At 69.0% G+C, this 25,337-nt stretch carries 26 protein-coding genes; 15 read left to right on the top strand and 11 right to left on the bottom strand.

Translation table 11 applies throughout. From position 1 onward, the window contains the following. Positions 1–347 precede the first annotated feature (347 nt). From ACW14X_RS09075 to ACW14X_RS09065, 3 genes are read right to left on the bottom strand one after another with little or no spacing between them, the layout of a single operon-like run. Positions 348–1,412 (bottom strand): DUF885 domain-containing protein, encoded by a 1,065-nt coding sequence (locus ACW14X_RS09075; RefSeq protein ID WP_457165380.1) that lies wholly within the window; start codon positions 1,410–1,412, stop codon positions 348–350. Then, entirely contained in the window at positions 1,333–2,298 is a 966-nt protein-coding gene (locus ACW14X_RS09070) for an IS481 family transposase (protein ID WP_457162611.1), read from the bottom strand. The genes ACW14X_RS09075 and ACW14X_RS09070 overlap by 80 nt, the downstream gene beginning before the upstream one ends. A gap of 58 nt (positions 2,299–2,356) precedes the next feature. Next, the gene (locus tag ACW14X_RS09065) at positions 2,357–3,127 is read right to left on the bottom strand and encodes a DUF885 family protein (protein ID WP_457165379.1); all 771 of its coding nucleotides are present in this window, start codon (positions 3,125–3,127) and stop codon (positions 2,357–2,359) included. A 111-nt stretch (positions 3,128–3,238) separates the two neighbouring features. Here ACW14X_RS09065 and ACW14X_RS09060 point away from each other — a divergent pair, with 111 nt between their 5' ends. Beyond that, positions 3,239–3,778: a SigE family RNA polymerase sigma factor gene (locus tag ACW14X_RS09060; RefSeq protein ID WP_201451120.1), complete on the top strand. Its 540-nt coding sequence runs from the start codon at positions 3,239–3,241 to the stop codon at positions 3,776–3,778. Next, entirely contained in the window at positions 3,771–5,072 is a 1,302-nt protein-coding gene (locus tag ACW14X_RS09055; protein WP_457165378.1) for a hypothetical protein, read from the top strand. Before ACW14X_RS09060 ends, ACW14X_RS09055 begins: the two co-directional genes overlap by 8 nt. Here the strand turns inward: ACW14X_RS09055 and ACW14X_RS09050 are convergent. From ACW14X_RS09050 to ACW14X_RS09040, 3 genes are all read right to left on the bottom strand, one after another. Further along, positions 5,039–6,385, bottom strand: coding sequence for a glycosyltransferase 87 family protein (locus tag ACW14X_RS09050; RefSeq protein ID WP_457165377.1), 1,347 nt, complete (start codon positions 6,383–6,385; stop codon positions 5,039–5,041). The genes ACW14X_RS09055 and ACW14X_RS09050 overlap by 34 nt on opposite strands. Positions 6,386–6,412: 27 nt before the next feature. Continuing rightward, positions 6,413–6,628 (bottom strand): acyl-CoA carboxylase subunit epsilon, encoded by a 216-nt coding sequence (locus ACW14X_RS09045; RefSeq protein ID WP_457165376.1) that lies wholly within the window; start codon positions 6,626–6,628, stop codon positions 6,413–6,415. A gap of 168 nt (positions 6,629–6,796) precedes the next feature. Continuing rightward, complete coding sequence (locus ACW14X_RS09040) at positions 6,797–8,413, bottom strand: acyl-CoA carboxylase subunit beta (RefSeq protein WP_457165375.1); 1,617 nt, start codon at positions 8,411–8,413, stop codon at positions 6,797–6,799. Between the two features lie 100 nt (positions 8,414–8,513). On the opposite strand from ACW14X_RS09040, the gene ACW14X_RS09035 reads away from it, so the two are divergent. The 4 genes from ACW14X_RS09035 (at position 8,514) to ACW14X_RS09020 (ending at position 12,051) form a co-directional block, all read left to right on the top strand. Beyond that, a complete protein-coding gene (locus ACW14X_RS09035) occupies positions 8,514–9,263 on the top strand; it encodes a biotin--[acetyl-CoA-carboxylase] ligase (RefSeq protein ID WP_457165374.1) in 750 nt (249 codons plus the stop codon). Positions 9,264–9,299: 36 nt separating this feature from the next. Beyond that, positions 9,300–10,250 carry an adenylate/guanylate cyclase domain-containing protein gene (locus ACW14X_RS09030; protein WP_160025114.1) on the top strand — a complete coding sequence of 317 codons (951 nt, stop codon included), beginning with the start codon at positions 9,300–9,302 and terminating at the stop codon, positions 10,248–10,250. Positions 10,251–10,499: 249 nt separating this feature from the next. Continuing rightward, positions 10,500–10,799, top strand: coding sequence for a winged helix-turn-helix domain-containing protein (locus ACW14X_RS09025; RefSeq protein WP_229788189.1), 300 nt, complete (start codon positions 10,500–10,502; stop codon positions 10,797–10,799). Between the two features lie 94 nt (positions 10,800–10,893). After that, positions 10,894–12,051 (top strand): 5-(carboxyamino)imidazole ribonucleotide synthase, encoded by a 1,158-nt coding sequence (locus tag ACW14X_RS09020; protein WP_457165373.1) that lies wholly within the window; start codon positions 10,894–10,896, stop codon positions 12,049–12,051. A gap of 164 nt (positions 12,052–12,215) precedes the next feature. Here the strand turns inward: ACW14X_RS09020 and ACW14X_RS09015 are convergent, their stop codons facing one another. Beyond that, positions 12,216–14,936, bottom strand: a complete 2,721-nt coding sequence (locus tag ACW14X_RS09015) for a DEAD/DEAH box helicase (RefSeq protein ID WP_457165372.1) — start codon at positions 14,934–14,936, stop codon at positions 12,216–12,218. A 132-nt stretch (positions 14,937–15,068) separates the two neighbouring features. On the opposite strand from ACW14X_RS09015, the gene purE reads away from it, so the two are divergent. After that, on the top strand, positions 15,069–15,563 hold the full coding sequence (gene purE / locus ACW14X_RS09010; protein ID WP_141805921.1) for a 5-(carboxyamino)imidazole ribonucleotide mutase: 495 nt from the start codon (positions 15,069–15,071) through the stop codon (positions 15,561–15,563). A gap of 3 nt (positions 15,564–15,566) precedes the next feature. On the opposite strand, the gene ACW14X_RS09005 is transcribed toward purE, so the two are convergent. Further along, the gene (locus ACW14X_RS09005; RefSeq protein WP_160025111.1) at positions 15,567–16,049 is read right to left on the bottom strand and encodes a DUF2000 domain-containing protein; all 483 of its coding nucleotides are present in this window, start codon (positions 16,047–16,049) and stop codon (positions 15,567–15,569) included. A gap of 111 nt (positions 16,050–16,160) precedes the next feature. Between ACW14X_RS09005 and ACW14X_RS09000 the strand changes: the two genes are divergently transcribed. Beyond that, positions 16,161–16,610: an Lrp/AsnC family transcriptional regulator gene (locus ACW14X_RS09000; RefSeq protein WP_160025110.1), complete on the top strand. Its 450-nt coding sequence runs from the start codon at positions 16,161–16,163 to the stop codon at positions 16,608–16,610. Positions 16,611–16,612: 2 nt separating this feature from the next. On the opposite strand, the gene ACW14X_RS08995 is transcribed toward ACW14X_RS09000, so the two are convergent. Beyond that, positions 16,613–17,065, bottom strand: coding sequence for a CoA-binding protein (locus tag ACW14X_RS08995; protein WP_160025109.1), 453 nt, complete (start codon positions 17,063–17,065; stop codon positions 16,613–16,615). Between the two features lie 85 nt (positions 17,066–17,150). On the opposite strand from ACW14X_RS08995, the gene ACW14X_RS08990 reads away from it, so the two are divergent. Both ACW14X_RS08990 and ACW14X_RS08985 read left to right on the top strand, forming a co-directional pair. Further along, positions 17,151–18,323 carry an acyl-CoA dehydrogenase family protein gene (locus ACW14X_RS08990; protein WP_160025108.1) on the top strand — a complete coding sequence of 391 codons (1,173 nt, stop codon included), beginning with the start codon at positions 17,151–17,153 and terminating at the stop codon, positions 18,321–18,323. Further along, on the top strand, positions 18,320–18,835 hold the full coding sequence (locus ACW14X_RS08985; RefSeq protein WP_457165371.1) for a GNAT family N-acetyltransferase: 516 nt from the start codon (positions 18,320–18,322) through the stop codon (positions 18,833–18,835). Before ACW14X_RS08990 ends, ACW14X_RS08985 begins: the two co-directional genes overlap by 4 nt. Positions 18,836–19,068: 233 nt before the next feature. Here ACW14X_RS08985 and arfB read toward each other — a convergent pair whose 3' ends face one another. Together arfB and ACW14X_RS08975 are read right to left on the bottom strand one after the other, a co-directional pair. Further along, positions 19,069–19,494 carry an alternative ribosome rescue aminoacyl-tRNA hydrolase ArfB gene (gene arfB / locus ACW14X_RS08980; protein ID WP_457165370.1) on the bottom strand — a complete coding sequence of 142 codons (426 nt, stop codon included), beginning with the start codon at positions 19,492–19,494 and terminating at the stop codon, positions 19,069–19,071. A 23-nt stretch (positions 19,495–19,517) separates the two neighbouring features. Further along, the gene (locus ACW14X_RS08975; RefSeq protein WP_350843972.1) at positions 19,518–20,549 is read right to left on the bottom strand and encodes a LacI family DNA-binding transcriptional regulator; all 1,032 of its coding nucleotides are present in this window, start codon (positions 20,547–20,549) and stop codon (positions 19,518–19,520) included. Between the two features lie 104 nt (positions 20,550–20,653). Between ACW14X_RS08975 and ACW14X_RS08970 the strand changes: the two genes are divergently transcribed. The 5 genes from ACW14X_RS08970 to ACW14X_RS08950 are packed head-to-tail and all read left to right on the top strand — an operon-like array spanning position 20,654 to position 25,326. Beyond that, complete coding sequence (locus tag ACW14X_RS08970; RefSeq protein WP_350843974.1) at positions 20,654–21,895, top strand: amino acid ABC transporter substrate-binding protein; 1,242 nt, start codon at positions 20,654–20,656, stop codon at positions 21,893–21,895. Between the two features lie 4 nt (positions 21,896–21,899). After that, positions 21,900–22,784: a branched-chain amino acid ABC transporter permease gene (locus tag ACW14X_RS08965; RefSeq protein WP_160025104.1), complete on the top strand. Its 885-nt coding sequence runs from the start codon at positions 21,900–21,902 to the stop codon at positions 22,782–22,784. A gap of 40 nt (positions 22,785–22,824) precedes the next feature. Beyond that, positions 22,825–23,844: a branched-chain amino acid ABC transporter permease gene (locus tag ACW14X_RS08960; protein ID WP_350719919.1), complete on the top strand. Its 1,020-nt coding sequence runs from the start codon at positions 22,825–22,827 to the stop codon at positions 23,842–23,844. Then, on the top strand, positions 23,841–24,575 hold the full coding sequence (locus tag ACW14X_RS08955) for an ABC transporter ATP-binding protein (RefSeq protein WP_457165369.1): 735 nt from the start codon (positions 23,841–23,843) through the stop codon (positions 24,573–24,575). Before ACW14X_RS08960 ends, ACW14X_RS08955 begins: the two co-directional genes overlap by 4 nt. Then, a complete protein-coding gene (locus ACW14X_RS08950) occupies positions 24,568–25,326 on the top strand; it encodes an ABC transporter ATP-binding protein (RefSeq protein ID WP_350843976.1) in 759 nt (252 codons plus the stop codon). Before ACW14X_RS08955 ends, ACW14X_RS08950 begins: the two co-directional genes overlap by 8 nt. The last annotated feature ends 11 nt before the right edge of the window (positions 25,327–25,337 follow it).

Here is a 25,337-nt window from a genome sequence, read left to right as displayed (position 1 = left end):
AGGCGAACGAATTTTCGTTCGCCTCAGAGGGAGCCTGGTCTGGGGCGGGGTTGGCAGGTGAAAGAAAACTTTCTTTCACCCGGAGACCCCCTGTCTGATCTCGGAGCGGAGCGGTCACCCGCCGTGAGTGCCTGTGCCGTGGCCACACCCGGGCCGCCGCCCCGATAGCCAGCCAACTCTTTTTCTCGACATGGTCCGGTGTCAAGGACCGCGAAGCGGCCGGCGTAGCCGGCGGCCGCAGGCCGTCCTTGACTCCGGGCCAGGTCGAGAACACCCTCAAAGAACGGGTCGGCGGCCCAAGACCAGCCCCGTTGAACAGTCCGCAGACGACAATGACGCCAGTAAAGTTACAGCCGCCCAAGCGCCGCCCGAAGAGGATCGAGGCCCAGCGAGCCAAGGTCGAGCGCCGCCCGGTGGAACGCCTTCATGTCGAAGGCAGCGCCGGCACGAGCGCGCGCGTCCTCGCGAGCCTGGAGCCAGATTCGCTCACCGACCTTGTAGGACGGAGCCTGGCCCGGCCAGCCGAGGTAACGGGCGACCTCGAAGTCGAGGAAGGCGTCCTCCATCAGGCAGTGCTGCCCGATGAACTCTCGGCCGAGCTCGGGCGTCCACACCTCGCCGGGGTGGAAGCCGAACGGGTTGTCCTCCGGGATCGTCAGCTCCAGGTGCATGCCGATGTCGATGATCACTCGCGCGGCCCGGAACGACTGCCCGTCGAGCATGCCGAGACGGTCACCGGGGTCGTCGAGGTAGCCGAGATCGTCCATGAGGCGCTCGGCGTAGAGCGCCCACCCCTCGCCGTGGCCCGAGACCCAGCACATCAGCCGCTGCCAGCGGTTGAGCAGCTCGGCGCGGTAGGCGGTCTGGGCGACTTGGAGGTGATGGCCCGGTACGCCCTCGTGGTAGACGGTGGTCAGCTCGCGCCAGGTGCCGAACGAGGTGACCGACTCGGGCACCGACCACCACATCCGGCCGGGCCTGGAGAAGTCCTCGGAGGGACCGGTGTAGTAGATCCCGCCGTCGGTGGTCGGCGCGATCATGCACTCGATCCGCCGGACCGGCTCGGGGATGTCGAAGTGCACGTCGGCCAGCTCCGCGATGGCGCGGTCGGCGGCGGTCTGCATCCACTCCTTGAGCGCTGCGGTGGAGGTCAGCTGCCGCGCGGGGTCCTTGTCGAGATGGGCCGCCGCCTCGACGACGCTCGCGCCAGGCAGGATCCGGTCAGCGGTGGCCTCCATGTCGTCGGAGAGTCGCTTGAGCTCCTCCCAACCCCAGGCGTACGTCTCTTCGAGGTCGATCTCGGCGCCTAGGTGTACCCGGCCACCACGTTGGTCACAGGCGGCTGATCGGTGGCAGGCGTCCGAGTGAGCTGTGGTGGCGCACAGTGTTGTAGTGCTCGAGCCAGGGTGCAAGGGCGGCTGCTCGGGCGGCGTTGCTGGTGTAGGTCTGGCGGTAGGCCCACTCGGTGGCCAGCGTGCGGTTGAGGCGCTCCACCTTCCCGTTCTGCCATGGGCAGTGGGGCTTAATGAACTTCTGCTTCGCGCCCAGCGCAGCGCACACGCGCTTGACGTCGTTGGAGTACCGGTAGGCGAAGGCGTTGTCGGTCATCACCCGCTCGAGCCGGGTGATGCCCTTGGCGGCGAAGTAGGCCGCGGCCCGCTCCAGGAACGCCGCGCAGGTCTCGCCCTTCTCGTCGGGAAGGATCTCTGAATAGGCCAGCCGCGAGTGGTCGTCGACGAGTGAGTGCACGTAGTCGTAGCCGATGGGCTTCTTGTCGACGCGGGACTGGTGGTTCTCGCGTGTCTGTCCTTGGGCCCGCCAGCCCCCGCCGTCGGGGATCTTGCCGAGCTTCTTGACGTCCATGTGGACCAGCTCGCCGGGCCGTTCGCGCTCGTAGCGTTGTGCGGTCTGCTTCGAGGACCGGATCACTTCACCGGTCATCGGGTCGCACTCGCGCAGGTAGGGCACGCCGTGGCGCCGCAGGATCCGTGCCACGGTCCGGGGCGGAACCCCGACCCTGGGACCGAGCACGTCCTGGCCCTCGCGGTGCTCAGCTCGTGCTGCGAGGACCTTCTGCTCGACCTCGGGGCTGGTGCGCGTAGGCATACGGTGCGGCCGCGACGAACGTGTCTCCAGACCGGCCTCGCCTTCGGCGGCATAGCGCTCGATCCAGGTCCGCACACACTTGCGGGAGACCCCCATCGCGGCAGCGATGTGGGCCTGCTTCCAGCCGGCCTGATCGCGTTGAACGATCAGCATGCGGCCGTGGACGGTCAGACGGGCGTTACGGTGGGACACAGAGCCTCCCGGGTGGATGTGGGCCTTCGACAAGCCACACCCCACTCGGGGGCTCTACCTACGTCAACGACAACGCGCCTCTGCTACCAACCTCATGGCCGGGTACACCTAGGTAGCGCCGGGAGGAGAGCTGGTAGTGGTCGCGCCCAACGGCCTCCTTCGGGAGCCCGTTGGGCACCAGGTCGGCGGCCATGAAGCGCCCGAACTCGGCGAACGCCTCGTTGGCCTTCACCGCCGAGGCCTCCAGCTCGGCGCGCAGGGAGGCAGGAACGGCGTCGGGGGCACGTGAGACCAGACCGGTGAAGAAGTCGCCGGCCCCCTTCTGCCCGGTCCAGCTCAGGATCTGGTCGGCGACCTTCTCGTACTGAGCCGTCGCCGAGACCCGTCCGGCCGCGGCCTCGTCCCGGAGGGTCGCGGTGTAGCCCGAGACCGCGTCCGGCATCCCGGCCAGCCGGGCGCCGATCGCGGCCCAGTCGTCCTCGGTGCCGGTCGGCATCAGGTCGAAGACCTCGCGCAGGTTGTGGATGCCGCTGGTGATGACGGAGACGAACTTCCGGTCCAGCTGTGCATCGGCGAACTCGATGTCGAGCCCGACCCGCTCCAGGAACGCATCCTTGGCGACCTGCTCACGCTCGTCGACCGGCTTGATCGCGGCCACGTCGGCGTAGGCAGCACGGTTGAGCTCCTCCACCGCCTGCATCCCGTCGGGGGAGAGGTCGGGGAGCTCCGTGTCGTGGCCGGCGACACCGACGTACGTCGCGGTCAGCGGGTCGAGGGCGCAGAGCTCCTCGACATAGCGGTCGGTGCGGGCGTCTACTTCACGGGTCACCCGGCCAACCTTAGGACCGGGACGTCTTGGGGCAACTCAATTCCCCGCTACACGCAACGAACACGACAGACTTCGCGTAGGAGGGGTGTGAACGTGCCAGAGGAGGTGTCCGTGGATGCCGAAGAGCAGGAGAGGGATCCGGACTTCGGGGCCTGGGTGGCCTCGAGGGGGCCCGCGCTACAGCGGTTCGCCTATCTGGTGACCGGCAACAACTCCGACGCTCCTGACCTGGTGCAGGACGCCCTGGCCCGTGCGCTGCCGCGGTGGGAGTCGCTGGCGGCGTCCGGGACGGCGGAGGCGTACGTGAAGAGGAGCATCGTCAACGGGTCGATCAGCGGCTGGCGCAAGCGGCGCCGGCTGGTACTGGTCGAGGACGTCGAGCCGATGGCGACCAGCCATGAGCCCGGCCCCGAGGAGCGAGACGCGGACGAGGCGTGGGAGCTGGTGCAGACGCTCCCGTCCAACCAGCGAGCGGCGGTGGTCCTCCGGTTCTACGAGGACCTGTCGTTCGCGCAGATAGCGACGGTGCTCGACTGCGCCGAGGCGACCGCTCGCTCACATGTGCACCGGGCGCTGGCCAAGCTGAGGCAGCGGTTGAACGAGCAAGGCTCTGATGAGCGGAGAGGGAACGAGGGGGTTGACAATGAGTGACTTCGAGCGCGAGGAGCGGGCCTTCCGGGCCGCCCTGGCCCGTGCGGCCGACGGTTTCGAGCCGCGGAAGCTCGCGATCCCCGGGGCCTCTGATGCGTCGGGGCCGGCTGACGTCTCCGACAAGACGGACCAGACCACGACCGAGGAGAAGGCACCCGTACGCCGACGGACCACCTGGATCCTGGCCGCTGCCGCCGCGGTGCTGGCCGTCGTCGGTCTGGGTGGCGTGGTGGCCAACCTGCAGCCCACCGGCGGCGCTGGCGAGAGCACTGCCGCGAGCGACACCGCTGGCGACGAAGATGGTGCCGCTGACGCGCCCGAGGCGCTCGACGCGCAGAAGGGCGCCGCGCCGGAGGACACCTACATCGAGCGCCGTCGCGACGACCTGCCCGCGCCCGCGGACGGTAACCGCTGGGCGGTCCGCTACGACATCGCCTTCCAGGTGCCCCAGGAGTGGGCCGACGCCACGGCGCCGGCGCTGCCGGAGTGCATCGCGAAGCCCGGCGACCAGTGGGACACCGTGCCGCGGACTCCCTACGTCGCGAACATCACCAACCAGCCGGTGCCGGCCATCGCCTGCAACGAGACCAGCGACCGCGACTTCCCGCCGCAGTTCGGCAAGGTGCCGTTCGCGCTGTGGCAGCCGTACGTCCTGATCGAGAAGCCGGGCAAGGGCGCCAGCCTCCAGACCGGTTCCTGGGAGCACGAGGGCTGGCTGCTGACCCGGGTCCAGGTCGGGGACGACGCGTACGCCACGATTCTGACCGGGCCGGGTGACGAGCGGGTCAACCAGGAGATCAAGGGGTCCCTGAGGACCGTCGCGAAGGACCCCTACGGTTGCGAGACCGCCTCGCCGCTGGCCGAGGGTGACCCGGTGCGGCCGAAGACCGACCCCGCGACCTCGCCGCTGGAGGGCGATGCCCCGGAGTCGATCGCGATCTGCGAGTACGAGCCGTCCTCGGCATCGCTGACCGGTTCGCGAGAGATCACCGGCGCCGAGGCCGCCGGGCTCGTGGAGGCGATCCGCAGCGCGCCGGCCCGTTCCGGCCCCAACACGCCGCAGAACTGTGCCGCGGGGCAGCCGGTCACGGCGTACGTCATCCTGCGGATCTTCCGCGACGGAGGCGAGCCCGGGGAGGTCTTCGTGAACTACGAGAACTGCGAGGACCACGGGTTCTACGACGGGGTCACCGTGCACGAGCTCACCCCGGCGGCCTGCCGGCCGGTGTTCGCCGAGGAGCCGGTCACGATCTACTCGGCTCAGGGCGACGTCGCCAAGGTCTGCCTCTCCTGACCCTCGGTTGCTGGCCGCCCCCGCTCGGGGAGGGCGGCCAGCAACCGGGTCGTGCGCCACGCGGCGTAGAGGAAGAGAAGCACCAGCAGGCCGTTGCGCCAGGCCAGCACCTCGGTGATCCACGGTGAGCCGATGTCGTTGAAGGTGAGCATGTAGCCGTACATCCGCGGGAAGATCTCGTGGGTCAGCAGCGTCACCACGACCAGCACGACCGACCAGATCCCGAGCTGACGGCGAGCCCTGCCGCGGAGCAGGACCAGACCGGCGGAGGCGGCGGGGAGCAGCCAGAGCATGTACTGCGGGCTGAGCACCTTGTTGGTCACCAGGAACGCGGCCACGGTCGCGAGTACCAGCCACACGATCGTCTCCTCGGTCCGCTCACCGCGGGGGAGACGCCGCCAGGCCAGCACCCACCAGACGAAGACCAGCGCCCCGGCGACCACGGACGCGATCGTCGCCGCGAGGAGCAGCGGCTCGACCAGCGGCCCGCTGATGTCGTACGCCTTCCACTCGGTGTAGTCGATGGCGTAGCCGCGCTCCGGACCGCCGTGGCCCCACTCGTACATCGCCGGGGTCGCGAAGACCGACTCGATCTGCAGACCCCGCTCGCTCTGGTAGTTCAGCGGTGTCCAGAGCCGGTCCCAGCCCCCGAGGACAAGACTCAGCCCGGCCAGGGCGATGCCGGTGCCGGCCACGGTCAGGATGACCCCGCGGCGGGTGGTGCGATTCGCGGCGAGGGCCGGGATGACCAGGATCGGCCAGTACTTCGCGCCGGTCGCGAAGGCCGCGAACGCCGCGGCCACCTTCGGTCTCCTGGCCGCGTAGAGCACCGCCAGGCCCACCATGATCCCGGGGAAGAGATCGAAGCGGGCGTACGCCGTCGCCCCCAGTGCCGGGACGGCGACCAGCCACAACGCCTCCGCGGCGGAGATCCCGAACCTCGGGTGCGTCCCGCGGCGGTTGCGGACGAGCAGCACCATGAAGAGCAGATCGGTCAGCGCCGCCATCGCCAGCACGGCAATGATGTACGCCTCGCCGCCCAGGTTGAGCAGGCCGATCGCGGCGTACGGGATCCAGAGCAGCAGCAGCGCCGGCACCGGATACTCGACCAGCGTCCCCGCGACCCCGTCTGTGGCCAGTGCGTCGAGGCTGTCGCGGTAGTAGTTCACGTCGCCCACCACGCCCCACTCGGCGCCCCACCAGGAGAACGAGCCCTCCGCCGCGGCCGGGAAGCCGTAGAGGATCACCACCCATCCCCGGGTCACCAGCCATGCCAGGGTGACCAGGAGATATCGCCGAGAGAACGTGATCACGGAGCGATCATGACATTGCGGTCCTCGTCAGCGAGGCAGGCCGCTTGCGCGCCAGGCGCCGGGGCCGGGGTGTACGGGGGTACGCAGCTGCGGGGTGGCCCAGAGAGAGCGGGGCTTCTTCTTCGGGGCCTCGTCCGCTGATCCTAGGGCGGCGAAGACGGCCACGATCGCGGCGATCTCTTCGGGGGTGGCGTTGTGGTCGATGACCTTGAGCAGGGGCTTCTGCTCCTGGTTGTCGGTCATTCCGTGACCACCTTTCGGTTTCTTGATTCGGGTTGGGCGGGGTTCGGGTTGGGAGCCCGCCGAGTCGGCGCAATCCGGTCCTCGCTCGCTTCGCTTCGCTGCGGTCCGTTTGCGCCGACTCGGCTTTATCCGCTCTTCGCCGGCCCCTCGCTTCGCTTCGGGGCCGACTCAGAGCGGGATGTTGCCATGCTTCTTCGCGGGCAGGGTCTCGCGTTTGGTGCGGAGCAGACGTAGTGCGCGGGTGACTTCGGCGCGGGTTTCGTGGGGTGGGATGACGGCGTCGATGTAGCCGCGTTCGGCGGCGATGTAGGGGTTGGCCAGGGTGGTCTCGTACTCGTCGATGAGTTGGGCGCGTTTGGCTTCGACCTCGTCGGTGCTCACGCCGGAGGCTTCCAGGTCGGCCAGGGTGCGGCGGTGGATGATGTTGGCGGCGCCTTGGGCGCCCATGACCGCGATCTGGGCGGTGGGCCAGGCCAGGTTGATGTCGGCGCCGAGGTGTTTGGAGCCCATCACGTCATAGGCGCCGCCGTAGGCCTTGCGGGTGATGATGGTGACCAGGGGGACGGTGGCCTCGGCGTAGGCGTAGATCAGCTTCGCGCCGCGGCGGATGATGCCGTTGTGTTCCTGGTCGGTGCCGGGCAGGAACCCGGGCACGTCGACGAAAGTGATCACCGGGACGTTGAAGGCGTCGCAGGTACGCACGAACCGGGCGGCCTTCTCACTCGCGTCGATGTCGAGGCAGCCGGCGAACTGCATCGGCTGGTTGGCCACGATCCCGACCGGGCGGCCCTCGATGCGGGCGTAGCCGATGATGATGTTGGGTGCCCACAGCGGCTGGACCTCGAGGAACTCCTCATCATCGACAACATGGGAGATGACCTCGTGCATGTCGTAGGGCTGGTTCCCGCCATCGGGGATGAAGGTGTCCAGCTCCCGGTCCAGCCCGGTGATCTCCAGATCCGCGACCTCCTCGAACGCGGGCGGCTCTTCCATGTTGTTCGAGGGCAGGTAGGACAGCAACGCTTTGACGTAGTCGATGGCGTCGGCCTCATCAGCGCCCATGTAGTGGGCCACCCCGGACTTGGAGTTGTGCGCCAAGGCGCCGCCGAGCTCTTCCATGGTGATGTCCTCACCGGTGACGGTCTTGATCACGTCGGGGCCGGTGATGAACATGCCGGAGGTCTTGTCGACCATGATGGTGAAGTCGGTGACCGCGGGGGAGTAGACATGCCCGCCGGCACAGTTGCCCATGATCAGGCTGATCTGCGGGATCACCCCCGAAGCGTGGACGTTGCGTTTGAAGATCTCCCCATACAACCCCAGCGAGACCACGCCTTCTTGGATGCGGGCGCCGGCGCCCTCGTTGATCCCGATCAGCGGGGACCCGGTCTTGATGGCCAGGTCCATGATCTTGGTGATCTTCTCGCCATAGACCTCCCCCAGCGACCCACCGAAGACGGTGAAGTCCTGGGAGAAGACACACACCTGGCGGCCGTCGATGGTGCCGTACCCGGTCACCACCCCATCCCCGAACGGGCGGTTCTTCTCCAGCCCGAACGCGGTCGACCGGTGCCGGGCCAGCTCATCGACCTCCTGGAACGAGCCCTCATCGAGCAGCATCTCGATCCGCTCCCGGGCGGTCTGACGACCCTTCGCATGCTGCTTCTCCACCGCCTTGGCGGAACCAGCATGGACAGCCTCGTCAAGACGACGCTCCAGCTCGGCCAGCTTCCCGGCAGTCGTGTGCAGATCGATGACTGGCTCGTTGGTCGATTCGGCGCTCACGTTGCTCCTTTGGACTTCGTGCGGTGCGGGGGCCAATCTAATCCCCGTGCCTCCTTCCGCGATGCGACGCCCGTCACTAGACCGTTCCCGGCTCGATGAGTTGCCCGGGGGATGGCGCGTCGAGGTCCTCGACGAGACGCCCTCGACCAATGCCGTACTGGCCGAGCGCGCGCGCTCGGGCGAGGCGCCCGGCCTGGTGATCACCACCGAGCACCAGACCGCCGGCCGAGGACGCCTCGACCGGGGCTGGACCACCCCGGCGCGCTCGGCGCTGGCCGTCTCCGCGCTGCTGCGGCCCTCGCCCTCGATCCCGGTCGAGCGGTGGCCATGGCTCCCGCTGATGACCGGTGTCGCGGTCGCATCGGTGCTGCGGGAGAAGGGGTACGCAGCCGGGCTGAAGTGGCCCAACGACGTACTCATCGAGGGTCGCAAGGTCTGCGGGATCCTGATCGAGCGGATCGACGGGCCCGAGGGGGCGGCCGCCGTGATCGGGTTCGGGCTCAACACCTCGCTGACGCGCGAGGAGCTGCCGATCGAGACCGCCACCTCGCTGGAGCTGGAGAGCGGCGCGCCCGTCGACCGCACCGAGATGCTTGCCGCGCTGCTGGAGGAGCTGGGGGCTGCGTACGAGATCTGGGGCTCGGACCCCGCCGAGCTCGCCCGCCGCTATCGGGAGCTGTCGGTGACCGTCGGTGAGCAGGTACGCGCCGAGCTGCCGGGCGGGGAGGTCTGGGAGGGCGTGGCCACCGAGATCGACGACTTCGGCCGCCTGGTCATCGCGACCGACGACGGGTCGCGGGTGGTCGGTGCGGGCGACGTCATCCACGCCCGGCTCCGTCCGCGGTCGTGACGGCGGTCGTGACGAGCCGGATGGCATGATCTGTTCGTGGCGAAATCGAAGCAACCCGTCAACCTGACCTCGGCGGAGGTCGCCGAGAAGGTCGGCGTGAGCCTGGACCAGGCGAAGCGTCTGTGGCGTGCGCTCGGCTTCCCGGAGATCGGGGATGACGAGGCGTTCTTCGACGAGGCGGACGTGCAGGCCCTGGCCAAGGCCAACGAGATCGCCGGCAACGGGCTGGTCAGCTTCGACCTGGTCGTCAACCTGACCCGGGGCATCGGGCAGTCGATGGCGCGGCTGTCCGACTACGAGGTCTCCGCCCTGCTGCACCATGTCGAGACCCAGAACGAGGACAACCGGACGCCCGCCGAGCTGCTGAAGGCGGCGGTCTCGGTCTCGGAGCAGTTCGAGAGCGCGTTCGAGGAGATGATGATCTTCGCCTGGCGCCGGCACACCCGCGCCGCGCTCGCTCGGGCAGAGGCGTCGGTCGCCGGCCCTGAGGAGCAGCTGGGCACGGTCTGGCAGACGGTCGGGTTCGCCGACATCGTCTCGTTCACCGCGTTGTCGAACACGCTGACCGAGGAGAAGATCGGCGACCTGGTCGAGCTCTTCGAGTCGCGGTGTGCCGACGTGGTGGCGACCTGGGGCGGCCGGATCATCAAGTCGCTCGGTGACTCGGTGCTGTTCGTCAACGACGACCCGCTCCAGGCCTACGGCACCGCCGAGGGCATCATCAACGTGATCGGCCGGGACCCCCGGATGCCGGACGTACGTGTCGGGCTCGCCTCCGGCAATGTCGTCTCGCGTCTCGGGGATGTCTTCGGGCCGCCAGTGAACATGGCCGCGCGGCTGACCGCCGTCGCTCGGCGCAACCGGATCATCGTCGACGAGGCGACCGCCGGGACGATGCCCGAGGACGAGTTCGAGACCCGGCGACTGGCCGCTCGACCGGTGCGAGGCTTCGGAATCGTAGAGCCCGTCGCAGTCCGCCGTGTCTGAATCGTGACCTTCGAGGGTGTCGCTGACCTGCGACTTCGCGGATTTGTTCACATTCCGTTGTAGTTAACAGTCGATCAACGCCGGGCTCTGATTGCTTTACCCGGCAGGCCCTTCGTGGGCATGGTTGAGTGCGCCATTCGGGGGCGCACGTTTGTCATGCCCAATTCGTTGCACCCTGGCATGAAAATGTCAGTGGCAATATCGTGCAATCCTTTGCCAAGGGCTCTTTACCTCCCTAATGTCGGTCTCATGATCGAGGTACAGGAGATCAAGCTCGACCCGGAGACCCGGCGAGCATGGCGGAACGATGAGGAGCTGACGCTCTCTCGCAAGGAGTTCGACCTGGTTCACGCCCTGATCAAGAGGGCTGGCAACGTCGTCTCCCGTGACGAGTTGATGAGGGACGTGTGGAACGCGACCTTCTACACCTCGTCGAAGACCATCGACGTACACCTGGGATGGGTGCGTCGCAAGCTGGGCGACGACCCCCGGAAGCCCCATCTGATCACCACCTTGCGCGGCAAGGGACTGCGCTTCGAGAAGGCCTGACCTTCGTTCACCTGCCGGGGGTCGGGTTTCGCGGATTGCGTGAGGGGGATCCGCGAAATCGGCCCCGGCGGGGGAGTCTCATTACCCTGTCGTCGTGACCCTCGCACCGACACTTGCGATCATCGGCGGCGGCCAGCTGGCCCGCATGATGGCTCAGCCCGCAATCGCGCTCGGCCTCCCGCTCCGGCTTCTCGCCGAGGGCGAGGGTGTGTCGGCCGCTCAGGTGATCCCCGACCAGCTGGTCGGCGACTACCGCGACCTGGACACGTTGAAGAAGGCCACCGAGGGATGTGAGGTGGTCACGTTCGACCACGAGCACGTCCCGACCGAGCACCTGCACGCGCTCGCGGCCGCCGGGGTAGCGGTCCGCCCCGGCCCGGACGCTCTCGTGCACGCCCAGGACAAGGGCATCATGCGCGCGCGGCTGACCGAGCTCGGCATCCCGTGCCCGCGCAACGCCATCGTGTCGTCCGCGGCTGAGGTCGAGGCGTTCGGTTTCCCGTGCGTCCTCAAGACCACCCGTGGCGGCTACGACGGCAAGGGCGTCTGGGTCGTACGCCACGTCGCTGATGTCGCCGAGCCGCTCCGCGTCGCCGAGGAGGCAGGGGTCCAGGTCCTGGCCGAGGAGCTCGTCGACTTCCGCCGGGAGCTCTCCGCGATCGTCGCCCGTTCGCCGAGCGGCCAGGCCGCTGCGTACCCGGTAGTGCACACCTACCAGGAGAACGGCGTCTGCAAGGAGGTCATCGCTCCGGCGCCCGACCTCTCGCCCGAGCTCGCTGTCCAGGGCGAGCAGATCGCGCTGCGCATCGCGGGTGAGCTCGGCGTCGTCGGCATCCTGGCGGTCGAGATGTTCGAGACCGTCGACGGCCGGCTGCTCGTCAACGAGCTCGCCATGCGCCCCCACAACACCGGCCACTGGACCCAGGACGGCGCCGTCACCTCGCAGTTCGAGAACCATCTGCGCGCGGTCATGGACCTGCCCCTGGGATCTCCCGCTCCCCGCGCGAAGTGGTCGGTGATGGTCAACATCCTCGGCTCGACCCGGGAGAACGTCGGCCGCCTCTACGACGGCTACCCGCACGCCATGGCCCGCGACCCCCACCTCCGCGTCCACCTCTACGGCAAGGAGATGCGCCCGGGTCGCAAGGTCGGCCATGTCAACGTCTACGGCGACGACCTCGACGACTGCCTCGAGCGCGCCCGCCACGCCGCCGACTGGTTCCAGGGCGACCTCGGCAACGACTCCGACTGACCTTCACCCTCGCCGAATCTGCAGTTCTGGGCGCCGAAACCGCACTTCTGGACATCGAGTCGGTAGTTCTGCAAACGCCAGAACTACCGACTCGCTCGCCATAACTGACGATTCGGCGCCCAGAACTGAGGACTCGGCCTCCACAACTACGGATTCGGCTGGGGTCAGACGCCTAGACGCTGGCGTTCGGTCGCGACGACGTCACGGGCGATCTCGGCGTCGGAGGCTTCGGTGGCGAAGGCGGTGACGGCGTCGTCGGGATGCGAGGTCTCGTACGCTTCGGGGCTGCTGGCGGCGGTGGCGCTGACCCGGGCGAAGTCGTCGAAGAGCTCGGCCTTGGCGGCGAGGATGTCGTGGATGCGCTGGTCGACGCCGACCTCGGAGAGCAAGCGGTGGACCTGGACGGACTGGAGCTGGCCCATCCGGCGGGCGCGGGCGATGGCCTGCCACTCGATGGTCGGCTTGAGCTGCGGCTCGCAGATGACGACGACGCTGGCCGACTGGATGTTGAGGCCGACGCCGCCGGCCACGATCTGGGTGACCAGCACGGCACCATGCCCGGCGGCCGAGAACTCGTCGACCATCTGCTGGCGCTCCTCGGCGGGAACGGACCCGGTGAGCGGGCCGAAGACCTCGCCCGGCAGGAGCGTGACCAGGTCGTCGAGGACCTTCCTGAAGTGGGAGAACACGATCACGCGGCGGCCGTTCTCCTCGGCCTCGCCGACGATCTCGACCAGCCGCTCGACCTTCGCCGACGAGGTGCCTTGGAGCATGGCGGCCTGGCGCATGGCCATGAAGTTGCCGTCGCGGACACAATCGGCGTACGCCCTCTCGTCGGAGACGGAGAGGGGCAGCCAGTCCTCGACCTCGACGAGGTCGGGCAGCTCGGTGAGCACGTCCTCCTGGTTGCGGCGCAGGTAGACCGGGGCGACCTGCTTGCGGAACCGGTGGGGGTTGAACTCGTCGGCGGAGAGCAGCAGGTCGGGGCGGAGATAGGAGACCAGGTTGCGGAACTCGTCGATCCGGTTCTCCATCGGCGTACCGGTGAGCAGGATGGCGCGGTCGCAGGCGTCCAACACCCGGCGTACGCGTTCGGTGCGCTGGGTGCGCGGAGACTTGATCATGTGCGCCTCGTCGACCACGACGCAGGCGACCTTGACCTGGTCGAGGAACGGCTGGATCGCGTTGAGCGTCTCGTAGGTGGTCACCGCGACGCCGCCCTGCTCGACCCAGATCTTGGCGGCCTTCAGGCGGCGGTTGCCGTGGAGACGGTGGGGGACCAGGGTCGTCTTCGAGTCGGTCTCGCGCACCCAGTTGGTGACCACGGCGGCCGGACAGACGACCAGCGTGTGGGACGCGCCCATCGCGTGCAGATGAGCGAGCACGGCCAGCGACTGGAGCGTCTTGCCGAGCCCCATCTCGTCGCCGATGATCACCTTCATCTGCACCAGCGCGAAGCGGACGCCGAAGTGCTGGTAGCCGCGCAGCGACGCGGTCAGGTTGTTGGTGCGCAGCTCCTGGGCCCGCACCGCCTCGATGATCTCCGCCGACAGGTCACCGTGGATCTTGTCCTCGTCCTCGGTGAGGAAGCCGAGCTCGGAGAGCATCGCGTAGTAGTCGGCAGGCCGCTTCTCGAAGTCCTCCCACGGATCGGCCGGCCGGTTGCCCGGACGCACCCGGCGAGCCATCTCGGCCCGGTGAGCGATCGCCCGGAGCGCGCCCTGGAAGTCGTCGAGACTGGCCGCGTTGGCCAGGATCAGGTGGAACCTCGCGCCACTGTCGAGCGACCGGGTCAGCGGGCGCAGCGACTGGACCAGGGCGAGCTCCGCCCCCGCGTCCTTCGTACGCCGCCCGGCCTCCCACTCCGCCAGCCGCGCGAGCAGCCTGGTGGCCGCCGGGGTGCGACGCTCGTGGTCGATCGCGAGCGGCATCTCGTCGTAGGTGCGCTGCCACAGCGCCTGCGCCGCCTCCTGCATCCGCATCGCGGTGGCCGGCCCGACGCCGGGGAGCTGTCGCAGGTCAGAGGCGGGATGGATGACCTCGTGGACGGTAGTGATCCCAGCCTCGAGGAGGGGTTCGACACGTACGAGATCGGCGAGTTCGTCGACCGGCAGCGACCTGACCGCCGTGTCGGTGTCCGCGCTCCTGACCGCGTTGGCCGCGTCGGTCGCGGCTCGCCGCGCGGGCTCCTCGGAGCGCCTGGCCTCGTTGAGCGCCTCGCCCTCGTTGCGCAGCACGAGGACGCCCTTGCGCGGAGCCAGCACCGCCTCCGAGCCCAGGTCGGAGAGCGCCTCGAGGAGACCGACGCTCGGCAGCAGCGCCTCGCGGATGCGTACCCGGCGCCGGGCCGGGAGCCTGGTCAGCTGGTCGAGCCGCTCGGGCGCATGGATCTCGCTCGCGCGTTGGTGCAGCTCGAGCACCTGTCTGCCGGCCAGCTCGGCCTCCTCGCGGCGGCTCCCGCGCACCAGCAGGCGACGCGCACCGGAAGCCTTCTTGGCCTTCGCCACGTCGTCCGCGGCGGAGGCGAGCGAGTCGACGAGCTCCTGGGTGATCTCCTCGACCGGCTCGAGCGCGTGACGCCGCGCGATCGCGGCCAGGCGCGGCCCGTCGCTCCGGTCCAGGGCGATGCTGCGCCAGGCCACCTGCGCCGCGCGCTTCAGCTCGGCCGCGCTCGCCCGGTAGTGGTCGACCGCCTCCGCCGCCTCCTGCTCGATCTCGGCCCGAGCGCGGGTCGCCGACGACGCCTGCCGGGACCAGGACGCGACCTGCCGCACCCGGGACGGCAGCGCCTTGCGCTCCGCCTTGGTCAGCCCGGTGAACCGCTCGACCGCGGTCGGGTTCGGGCGCGCGGTGACGACGACGTCGGTGCTCGTAGCTGGATCCATCTGCCTTTGTGGGGTCGCGGGGGCGTACAGGACGGCGTCGGATGACCCTAGCGGGCAGCACCGACAGGTAGATGACGGACAGAGGTCGGCCCGGTGACACGAGGCAGGTCAGTCGGCGCATAGCCTGTCTCCATGAGTGCGCGCGTGGGGATCGTGATGGGGTCCGACTCCGACTGGCCGACGATGAAGGCCGCGGCCGAGCTGCTGGACGAGTTCGGGATCGAGTGGGAGGCCGATGTGAAGTCGGCCCACCGGATGCCGCAGGAGATGCTCGACTACGGCCGTGAGGCGGCCGGTCGCGGCCTCTCGGTGATCATCGCCGGGGCCGGCGGTGCCGCCGCGCTTCCGGGCATGCTCGCCTCGGTCACTCCGCTGCCCGTCATCGGCGTCCCGGTGCCGCTGAAGTACCTGGACGGCCTCGACTCGCTGATGTCGATCGTCCAGATGCCGGGTGGCATCCCGGTGGCCACGGTTGCCATCGGCAACGCCAAGAACGCCGGCATCCTCGCCGCCCGCATCCTCGGCGTCGCCGACCCCGAGCTGCAGCAGAAGCTGGTGGCGTACGAGAAGTCGCTCGCCGAGCTGGCGGCCGCCAAGGGCGAGGTCGTCCGCAACGCCACCTCCTGAGGCTCAGGGCAGGAGCGAGAGCCCCTTGACCAGCTTGTCGATGATCCGGCGAGGGCCGAAGAGGCTGACCGCGCAGTAGGACAGATCAGCGCCGCGACTGTTCCCGACGGCGAAGAGGTAGTCGTCGTACACCCTCGTGTGCTGCGCCTGGGTCGGCATGTCGATCACCGCGACCCCTGGCTGGGCGACCGCCTGACGCCGCAGATCGGTCAGCCGCTGGGCCGGGGCGCCCAGCACCGTACAACCGATCCAGGGCAGGCCCGGGTGCGTCGAGTCGTCGGCGTCGACCGCGTCCTCGCCGAGGAGGCCGACCGTACGCTGCGTGGTCGCGCCCGCGACGCAGACGGCCGCGTTCACCGCGCGGCCGGCGGGAAGGGCCTCGTCGACGACGACCACCCACTTGAAGGGCACGTCCCGCGTGCTGGCGGACTGGTCGATCTCGTCCGGTGCGAACCCGATCCTGGCTTCCTCGACACCTGTGCTCATCGCTCTGACTCCTTGTCATTCGCCAACTGATTCGAGGACAAGTCTTGAGAACGTCAGGGTCGATCGCAATCGAGCCGGTCATTGTCAGGAAGATTGGCTAGTCTGGCGTGCATGGATGAAGTCGACCGTCAGATTCTGGCCGCCTGGACGATGGATGCACGGCGGAGCCTCCGGGACATCGCCGCAGAAGTCGGCGTCTCGGCGACCACCGTGCACGACCGCGCGCGGGCGATGCAGCGCCGCGGGCTCATCCGCGGGGCGTACCTCGACCTCGACCTACGCCAGATCGACCGGGGCGTGCAGGCGCTCGTCGCCGTGCGGATCCGACCGCCCTCGCGCGCCAACATCGAGTCCTTCCGCGACTGGGTCGGCGCACTCCCGGAGGCCGTCGGTGTCTTCGTCACCTCAGGCCGGATGGACTTCATCGTCCATGTCGCGGTCGCCGACAACGACGCGCTCTACGCGTTCGTCATCGACCGGCTCACCTCGCGGGCCGAGATCGCCGACGTGGAGACCTCGGTGATCTACGAGCACCTGCGGACGATGACGTTCGAGCCCTAGCCCTACGCCCGCGCGCCGGCCCTGGCGCGCTCGAACCAGATCTTGCTCGGGCAGGTGTCCATGACCATCGGCACTCCGGCCGCGGTGGTGCGCTCGAAGGCGGACTCGTCGACCACGCCCATCTGGAACCACACCCCACCGGCGCCGATCGCCACGGCCTCGTCGGCGAACTGGCCGGCGGCTTCGGAGCGGCGGAAGACGTCGACGACATCGATCTTCCCGACGGCCGCAGCGGCGTCGGCCAGGGTCGCGTAGACCTTCTCGCCGAGCACCTCCTTGCCCTCGGCGGCTGCGCCGGGGTGGATCGGGATGATCCGCTTGCCGTGCTGCTGGAGCTCCTGGGCGATCGAGTAGGCCGTACGCCACGGATCGCCCGAGAGGCCGACCACCGCCCAGGTCTCGGAGTCGTCGAGGAGCTTGTCGATGGTGTCCTGGTCGAGCCACGCAACGGTCATGTAGCGCACAACAACAACGAGGGTCGGTGGATTCCGTGGCCCACCGACTTACTGGCGAGTAGCAAACAGGCATAGACTCCGGGACATGAGTGCCGAGTACCCGTTGTTCGCCCTCTCCGAGGAGCACCAGGAGATCCGCAAGGCCATCCGCGAGATCTGTGACGCGAAGATCGCGCCGGCCGCGGCTGCGGTCGACGAGGAGGCTCGCTACCCGCAGGAGGCGCACGACGCGTTGGTCGAGACCGAGTTCTTCGCGCCGCATGTGCCGGAGGCGTACGGCGGTGTCGGTGCCGACGCGCTCGCGACGGTCCTGGTGATCGAGGAGATCGCTCGTGCGGATGTCTCGGCCTCGCTGATTCCCGCCGTGAACAAGCTCGGCTCGCTGCCGGTGCAGATTGGTGGCTCGGAGGAGCTGAAGAAGAAGTACCTCGGCAAGCTCGCCGCGGGTGAGGGCAACTTCTCCTACTGTCTCTCCGAGCCCGACGCGGGCTCGGACGCGGCCAACCAGAAGACCCGGGCCGTACGCGACGGCGACTTCTGGGTGCTCAACGGAGTCAAGCGCTGGATCACCAACGCCGGCGTCTCGGAGTACTACACCGTGCTCGCGGTGACCGACCCGGAGAAGCGCTCGAAGGGGATCTCCGCGTTCGTCGTGGAGAAGTCGGATGAGGGGGTTTCCTTCGGTGCCCCGGAGAAGAAGCTCGGTATCAAGGGCTCTCCGACGCGCGAGGTCTACTTCGACAACGTACGCATCCCCGCAGACCGGCTGATCGGCGAGGAGGGTCTCGGGTTCACCTATGCGATGCAGACCCTCGACCACACCCGGATCACCATCGCGGCCCAGGCCGTCGGTGTGGCTCAGGGTGCGCTGGACTATGCGCTGGGCTACATCAAGGAGCGCAAGCAGTTCGGCAAGGCGATCGCGGAGTTCCAGGGTGTGGAGTTCATGGTCGCCGACATGGGCATGAAGATCGAGGCCGCCCGCCAGCTCACCTACGCCGCCGCGGGTCGTTCCGAGCGGGGCGACAAGGACCTGACCTTCTTCGGTGCCGCGGCCAAGGCGTTCGCGTCCGACGTCGCGATGCAGGTCACCACCGACGCCGTCCAGCTGCTGGGTGGCTACGGCTTCACCCGCGACTACCCGGTCGAGCGGATGATGCGCGACGCCAAGATCACCCAGATCTACGAGGGCACCAACCAGGTCCAGCGCATCGTCATGGCCCGCCAGCTCCTCGCCGGCATCCAGTCGACCCTGTGACCGGATTTCGGCTCCGCGAGTGGCAGGAGTCGGACGCGGAGGTCCTGCTCGCTGCGTACGCAGGCGCCGGGATGGAGACCGAGCGGCCGGCGGACGTGGTCACGGTCGAGGATGCCGAGCGACTGATCGCCGGGTGGGCTGAGGACGCGGTCGCGGACCGTGCGTACACCTTTGCGGTCGTTGACGGCGCCGACATCCTCGGGCAGATGCGGGTCACCACCCACATGCGGGTCCACAGCATCGGCTGGATCTCCTACTGGACCCTCGAGAAGCACCGTGGGCGAGGTGTCGGCAGCACCGGCCTGAAGCTGCTGGCCCGGCACTGCTTCGACGAGCTCGACCTCTTCCGCCTCGAGACCGGCCACCGCCTCGACAACCCCGGGTCGTGCCGTGTCGCCACCGCAGCCGGCTTCCTCGTCGAGGGGCGCGAACGCCAGAAGCTGCTCTACGACGGCGTCCGCTACGACACCGAGACCCACGCCCGGCTGGCCACCGACCCCGACCCCACCTGACGGGCGTCCGTCGGCGAGGCGTCACCCCGGTCGGGCGAGGCGTCACTCCGGTCGGGCGAGGCGTCACTCCGGCGAATCGAGATGTCCTCCTGGTGGCATCTCGGCCGACGTACGTGACATCTCGGTCGACGGGGCTGACGCCTCGACCGACGTACGTGACGTGTCGGTCGACGGGGCTGAGGTCTCGGCCGGCGGGGGTGACGTCTCGGCCGGCGGGGGTGACGCCTCGGCGGTCAGTCTTGGACGCGGCCGCGGAGCTGTTTGGTCTGGCCGCGCTGGCGCTTGGCGTCGAGGCGGCGCTCCTTGGAGCCGCGGGTGGGCTTGGTGGGGCGGCGGGTGGGTGGTGGCGGGGCGAGGAGCTCGCGGATGCGGTCGGCGAGGCGCTCGCGGGCGGCTACTCGGTTGCGGTGCTGGGAGCGCTGCTCGTGGGAGACGACGACGAGCGGCCCTGAGGAGCGGGCGAGGAGGCGGGCGAGCTGACGCTCGTCGAGAGAGGATGACGCGGCCGGGTCCCAGGAGAGCTCGACGCGGGAGTCGGTGGTGTTGACCGACTGCCCGCCGGGGCCGGGGGAGCGGGAGAAACGTTCGACCAGCTCGGTGTCGGGGATGACGAGACCCTCGGGCAGCCCAGGGCCCGGTGGTACCCGCAGATCCTTCACTGGAGAAACCCTAGACCGGGCGGCTATCGAGCGGCAGGCCCGGTCGAGTCGCGCACCACGAGCTCGGCGGGGACCCGCTGCCGCCGGGCGCGTGCGCCGGGCTCCTTCAGCGCCAGCGTCAGCGCGCGGGCGCCCATCTCGGCCATCGGCAGGCGCACGGTCGTGAGTCCAGGGGAGAGGTCCTGGGCGACGGCGACGTCGTCGAACCCGCTGACCGAGACCTGGCCCGGCACCGAGACCCCGGAGCTGCGCAGCTGGGAGAGACACCCGATGGCCATGTCGTCGTTGAGGGCGATGACAGCGGTCGTACGCGGGTGGTCGGCGAGCATCCGGCGGATGCACTCGCGTCCGCCCTCGCGGGTGAACGGCCCCTCGAGGACGGGTACGTCGTCGGCGTCGAGCCCCGCCGCCTCGAGCGCGTCGCGCACCCCCTCGAGCCGGTCGGCGACGGTGGTCAGCTCCAGGGTGCCCGAGACGACCACGATGCGCCGGTGGCCCAGGCCGAGGATGTGCTCGGCGACCGCTCGGCCGCCGGGGCGGTTGTCGGGCAGCACGCTGTCGACCCCGAGGTGGTGCCGGCCGACGACGGCGACCCGGCCGCCCGCCTCTGCGTAGCGCTGCACCTCGAACCGCATCGGCGCCTCGACAGAGGCGTCCACGAAGCCCGACCCCGCGATCAGGATCGCGCCGACGCGGTTGGCCACCAGGCTGCGTACCTGCTCGACCTCGGCCTCGGGGTCGCGGCCGGTGTGGCAGATCTGGACGGTGCGCCCGTGTTCGGCGGCGAGGCTGAGCACGCCGCTGGCGATCTCGGAGAAGTAGGGGTCGCCGATCTCGTGCACGACGAGCCCGATGGTGGCCGTCGATCCGCTGGCGAGCGAGCGGGCATGGAGATTGGCGACATAGCCGAGCTCGCGTGCCGCCTGGCGGACCTTCTCGGCCACCGAGTCGCTGACACCGGGGGTTCCGGAGAGCGCGCGGGAGGCGGTTGCGATCGAGACGCCGGATGCATGGGCGACGTCGATCAGGCGGGGGGAGCGGTTGGTTCGGACCATCGATGCCCCTTGTCGTCAGGAATGTGACTCTTGCCACACTAAGCGAGAGTCGGTAACGTCATCGTAAACGCTTACGTAAGCGCTTTCGTAGAGGAGACCCGCAGATGCGCTTCACGAAGACCCCCACCGCGATCAAGCGGTCCAGAGCAACCCTGGCCGCCGCGGCAGCCGTGACTCTCGCCTCCACCCTCGCCGCCTGTGGCGCCGCCGAGGAAGGAGGCGGCGACGACGAGATCGTGATCGGCATCTCGCTGCCCCTGACCGGCGACTTCAGCGAGCCCGGCAAGGGCATCCAGCGCGGATACGAGGCCTGGGCCGAATACGTCAACGCCAACGGCGGCCTGCTCGGCCGCGACGTACGACTGGAGATGCTCGATGACCAGTCCAGCGCCGAGCGTGTCGCCGCCGACTACGAGAAGCTGATCAACCAGGAGCAGGTCGACCTGGTCGTCGGTCCGTTCTCCACCCGGCTGGTGATCCCGGCCGCCCAGGTCGCCCAGGACTACGGCTACCTCTTCGTCGAGCCTGCCGGCGCGGCGCCCGAGGTCTTCGAGGAGGGCTTCGAGAACCTCTTCTACGCCGCGCCCGCGGTCGCCGACGACCACTACAAGCTCCTCGCCGAGCACATCCTGGCGATGCCGGAGGCCGAGCGACCCAAGACCGCGGCGTACGCCTCGATGGACGACCCGTTCGCCCAGGGCACCGCCTACGGCCTCAAGGAGGCCTTGGAGGAGGGCGGCGTCAAGACCGTCGTGGACGAGGTCTACCCGCCCAACACCACCGACTTCAGCAGCATCGCGGCCAAGATCGCCGACAGCAAGGCCGACATGGTCGTGGGCGGCAGCCAGTACCAGGACGGTGTCAACCTGATCGTCGCGCTGCAGCAGCTCAACTATCAGCCCAAGCTGGCCGCGTTCTCGACCGCGCCGACCGAGACCGAGTTCGCCGAGGCGATCGGCGACAAGACGCAGGGCATCATCGCCCCGACCGGCTACACCACGAAGGCGGACTACCCCGAGAACCAGGAGTTCGTGAAGTTCTACGAGGAGAAGCACGGTGAGGCGCCCGGTGAGGACGAGGCCAACGCCTGGACCACGGGCCAGGTCGTCGCGGCAGCGGTCGAGGCGGTCGAGTGTGCCGAGCCCGACCCCGACTGCCAGTCCAAGCTGATCGACTGGCTGCACGAGAACGAGGTCGAGACCGTCGTCGGGCCGCTGAGCTGGGACGACAAGGGCCGCCCGCAGAGCGCCCACATGATCCAGCAGTGGGTGGACGGCGAGATCAAGATCGTCCTGCCCGAGGACCAGGCCGAGGCCGAGTTCATCTACCCGAAGCCGGCGTGGTGAGCCGATGTCGGGACCACTCCTTCTGCAGAGCCTGATCCTGGGGCTGCTGCTCGGAGGCCTCTATGCCCTGCTCGCCGCCGGCCTGACGCTCTACTTCGGCGTCATGCGGGTCGTGATGATCGCCCACTCCGCGTTCCTGATCCTGGCTGCGTACCTGGCCTGGTTCTTCACGACGCAGACCGGGCTCGACCCGCTGCTCTCGCTGATCATCACCGTGCCGCTCTTCTTCGCGGCCGGCTATGGGATGCAGCGGGCGCTGCTCTCCCGGCTGCGGCCGGCGACACTGACGATGATGTCGGTGCTGCTGACCTTCGCGATCGCCCTGATCATCGAGGGCGGCCTCGGCTACCTCTTCTCCGGCACCCAGCGGCGGATCCAGCTCGGCTACTCCAGCGCGAGCCTGGAGTTGTGGGGAGCACGGATCGCGGTGGTCAAGCTGGTCGCCTTCGGGCTGGCCGCGGTCTCGCTCCTGGCGCTCTACCTGCTGCTCAAGAAGACCCGCTTCGGCCAGGCGCTGCGCGCCACGATCCAGCACCGTGAGGCCGCCCAGCTGCTTGGCATCGACACCGACCGGATCGCCGGCTTCGGCTTCGGGCTCGGCCTGGCGACCGCGGCGGTCGGTGGCACCGCGCTCGCGCTCGACGCCACCATCTATCCCTCGCTGCACTGGCACTGGATCGGACCGCTGATGGCGATCATCGTGATCGGCGGCCTCGGCAGTATCCCCGGCGCCGCGGTCGCGGCGATGGTCCTCGGCGTGACCCAGAGCCTGCTGCAGATCCCGATGGGCACCACGTGGGCGCAGACGGTCTTCTACCTCGCCCTCTTCGCCACCCTCATGTTCCGCCCCCAGGGATTCTTCGGAGGTCGTCTTGCTCAGCGCTTCTAGACACCGAGAAAGCCGTACGTCCTCGGGCCGCTCCGTCCTGGTGACGAAGCTCGTCGCGGCCGCCGTCGCACTGGGACTCGTGCTCGCCTTCCCGGCGCTCGCCCCGGACCCGTTCATCCTGTCGGTGGGCGTGGTGATCGCCAGCTACGCCGCGCTCGCGGTGGCGTGGAACTTCGTCGGCGGGCTGACCGGCTACATCTCGCTGGGACACGCCGCCTACTCCGGGCTGGGTGGCTACGGCACCGCGCTGCTGATCACCGAGGCCGGGGTGAACCCGTGGGTCTCGATGGTCGTCGCGGCCGTGCTCGTGGGCCTGGCGGCGGTGCCGATCGGGATCGCGTCGCTGCGGGTCCGCGGCGCCTCGTTCGTGATCGTCTCGATCGCCCTGGTGCTCATCCTGCTGCTGGTCGCGCAGAGCTGGTCCGACGTGACAGGCGGGTCCAACGGGCTGCGGGTGCCGCGGCCGTTCGGCACCGACGTACTCCGGCCCGAGCAGCACGAGCGGTTCTTCTACCTGTTCGTGGCGCTGACCCTGGTCGCCCTGGTGCTGTGGTGGGTGATCGACCGGTCGCGGCTCGGCACCGGGCTCAAGGCGATCCGGGAGGACGAGGACAAGGCCCAGGCGCTGGGCGTACCCACGTTCGCCTACAAGCTGGTCGTCTTCGTCGTCTCGGCGTTCATGACCGCGATGGCGGGCGGGATGTACGCCCTCTGGTTCGGCTCGCTCGACCCGATCTTCCAGTTCTCCATCCTGACCGGCTCCTATCTGGTGCTGATGTCCCTCCTCGGCGGCGTACGCAGCCTGCTCGGTCCGGTCGTCGGCGCGGTGATCGTGGGCTACGCGGTCGAGTTCTTCAAGAACCAGTACGGCGACACCCAGCTGCACCTGGTCGCGCTCGGGCTCCTGCTCGCCCTGGTCGTGCTCTTCATGCCCGACGGGGTCATCCCCTGGCTGACCGCGCAGTTCGACCGATTCCGCCCCGGCGGCACCTCGATCCGCGAGGTGGACGCAGCCCAGCTGGCCGAGGAGCGCAAGGCGCTCGAGGAGGCGAAGTCATGAACTCGTTCCTGGCGACGGAGAACCTGACCAAGGCGTTCGGCGGCGTACGCGCCGTGGACGATGCCACGGTCAGCTTCCAGGAGGGCAAGATCAACGCCCTGATCGGCCCGAACGGCTCGGGCAAGACCACCTTCTTCAACTGTGTGACCGGGATGATCCGGCCCGACTCGGGGACGGTGACCTATCAGGGCCGCGACGTGACGGGCCACGCACCTCACCGGATCGCGCGGGCCGGGCTCGGACGCAGCTTCCAGCTGTGCCGGATCTTCCCGCGGATGACGGTGCTCGACAACGTGCTCGCCGGGGTCCGCTCCACCGGGCTGGTCCACCGGCTGCGCGGGGCACACAACCCCGACGACATCGCCCGGGCGCGGGAGCTGCTGGCCCGGGTCGGCATCGAGCACCTCGAGCGCAGCGAGGCCCGCGACATCTCCTACGGGCAGCAGAAGCTGCTCGAGCTCGCCGGGGTGCTGATGGCCGAGCCCGACACGATCATGCTCGACGAGCCAGCCGGCGGTGTGAACCCGGCGCTGATCGGCCGGATCGCCACGCTGGTGCGCGAGCTCAACGCCGAGGGCCGCACCTTCGTCATCGTCGAGCACAACATGGAGCTGGTGATGAGCCTCTCCGACCACGTCGTGGTCTTCGACCGCGGCCGTCCGATCGCCTCCGGTGCGCCGGCTGACGTGCAGAACGACCCACGAGTCCTGGAGGCCTACCTTGGTGTCTGAACCTCTTCTCGAGCTGCGCGACATCGAGGCCGGCTACGGCCGTGCGGCGCTGGTGCTGCGCGGCCTCACCGTCACCGTTCCCGCAGGTCAGATAGTCTGTCTGGTCGGTCCGAACGGAGCCGGCAAGTCCACCGTGCTCAAGGTCGCCAGCGGCATGCTGACGCCACGCTCGGGCACCATCACCGTCGACGGCGTCGACGTCACCCGCAACGGGCCGCAGCAGATGCTCCGCGCGGGCATGGCCCACGTCCTCCAGGGTCACTCCGTCTTCAAGGAGATGACCGTGGCCGAGAACGTCGGACTGGGCGCCTACACGGTGCGTGACACGGCCGCGATCCAGGAGCGGACCGACTTCGTGAAGACCCTCTTCCCGGTCGTCGCCGAGCGGTGGAACACCCTCGCCGGCGCGCTCTCGGGCGGTCAGCAGAAGCAGGTCGAGTTCGCCCGCTCGCTGATGGTGAGCCCGAAGGTGGTGCTGCTCGACGAGCCCAGCATGGGCCTGGACCCGAAGACCACGGCCACTGTGTTCGAGCAGGTCGTACGCATGCGAGACGCCGGTCTGGCGGTCCTGCTCGTCGAGCAGAACGCCCGGCGGGCCCTGGAGTCGGCGGACCTGGGATGCGTACTCGATCTGGGGAAGGTGCACATCGCAGGGGCCGCTGCCGACCTGCTCGCCGATCCGCGCATGGCCGAGCTCTATCTCGGGGGAGCCGCAACAACCTCAGCAGGGACCACCGACGGTCCCGATTAGGGGAAGGGAAA

It is taken from the genome of Nocardioides sp. YJ-D4, assembly GCF_054031495.1.
This window is presented reverse-complemented; position numbering and strand designations above follow the sequence as displayed.

Coding starts and splice junctions, on each gene's coding strand:
- ACW14X_RS09055 (WP_457165378.1), top strand. CDS start 3,771: ATGAGTGACTTCGAGCGCGAGGAGCGGGCCTTCCGGGCCGCCCTGGCC.
- ACW14X_RS09045 (WP_457165376.1), bottom strand. CDS start 6,628: ATGACCGACAACCAGGAGCAGAAGCCCCTGCTCAAGGTCATCGACCAC.
- ACW14X_RS09025 (WP_229788189.1), top strand. CDS start 10,500: ATGATCGAGGTACAGGAGATCAAGCTCGACCCGGAGACCCGGCGAGCA.
- ACW14X_RS09015 (WP_457165372.1), bottom strand. CDS start 14,936: ATGGATCCAGCTACGAGCACCGACGTCGTCGTCACCGCGCGCCCGAAC.
- purE (WP_141805921.1), top strand. CDS start 15,069: ATGAGTGCGCGCGTGGGGATCGTGATGGGGTCCGACTCCGACTGGCCG.
- ACW14X_RS09005 (WP_160025111.1), bottom strand. CDS start 16,049: ATGAGCACAGGTGTCGAGGAAGCCAGGATCGGGTTCGCACCGGACGAG.
- ACW14X_RS09000 (WP_160025110.1), top strand. CDS start 16,161: ATGGATGAAGTCGACCGTCAGATTCTGGCCGCCTGGACGATGGATGCA.
- ACW14X_RS08995 (WP_160025109.1), bottom strand. CDS start 17,065: ATGACCGTTGCGTGGCTCGACCAGGACACCATCGACAAGCTCCTCGAC.
- ACW14X_RS08990 (WP_160025108.1), top strand. CDS start 17,151: ATGAGTGCCGAGTACCCGTTGTTCGCCCTCTCCGAGGAGCACCAGGAG.
- ACW14X_RS08975 (WP_350843972.1), bottom strand. CDS start 20,549: ATGGTCCGAACCAACCGCTCCCCCCGCCTGATCGACGTCGCCCATGCA.
- ACW14X_RS08970 (WP_350843974.1), top strand. CDS start 20,654: ATGCGCTTCACGAAGACCCCCACCGCGATCAAGCGGTCCAGAGCAACC.
- ACW14X_RS08965 (WP_160025104.1), top strand. CDS start 21,900: ATGTCGGGACCACTCCTTCTGCAGAGCCTGATCCTGGGGCTGCTGCTC.
- ACW14X_RS08955 (WP_457165369.1), top strand. CDS start 23,841: ATGAACTCGTTCCTGGCGACGGAGAACCTGACCAAGGCGTTCGGCGGC.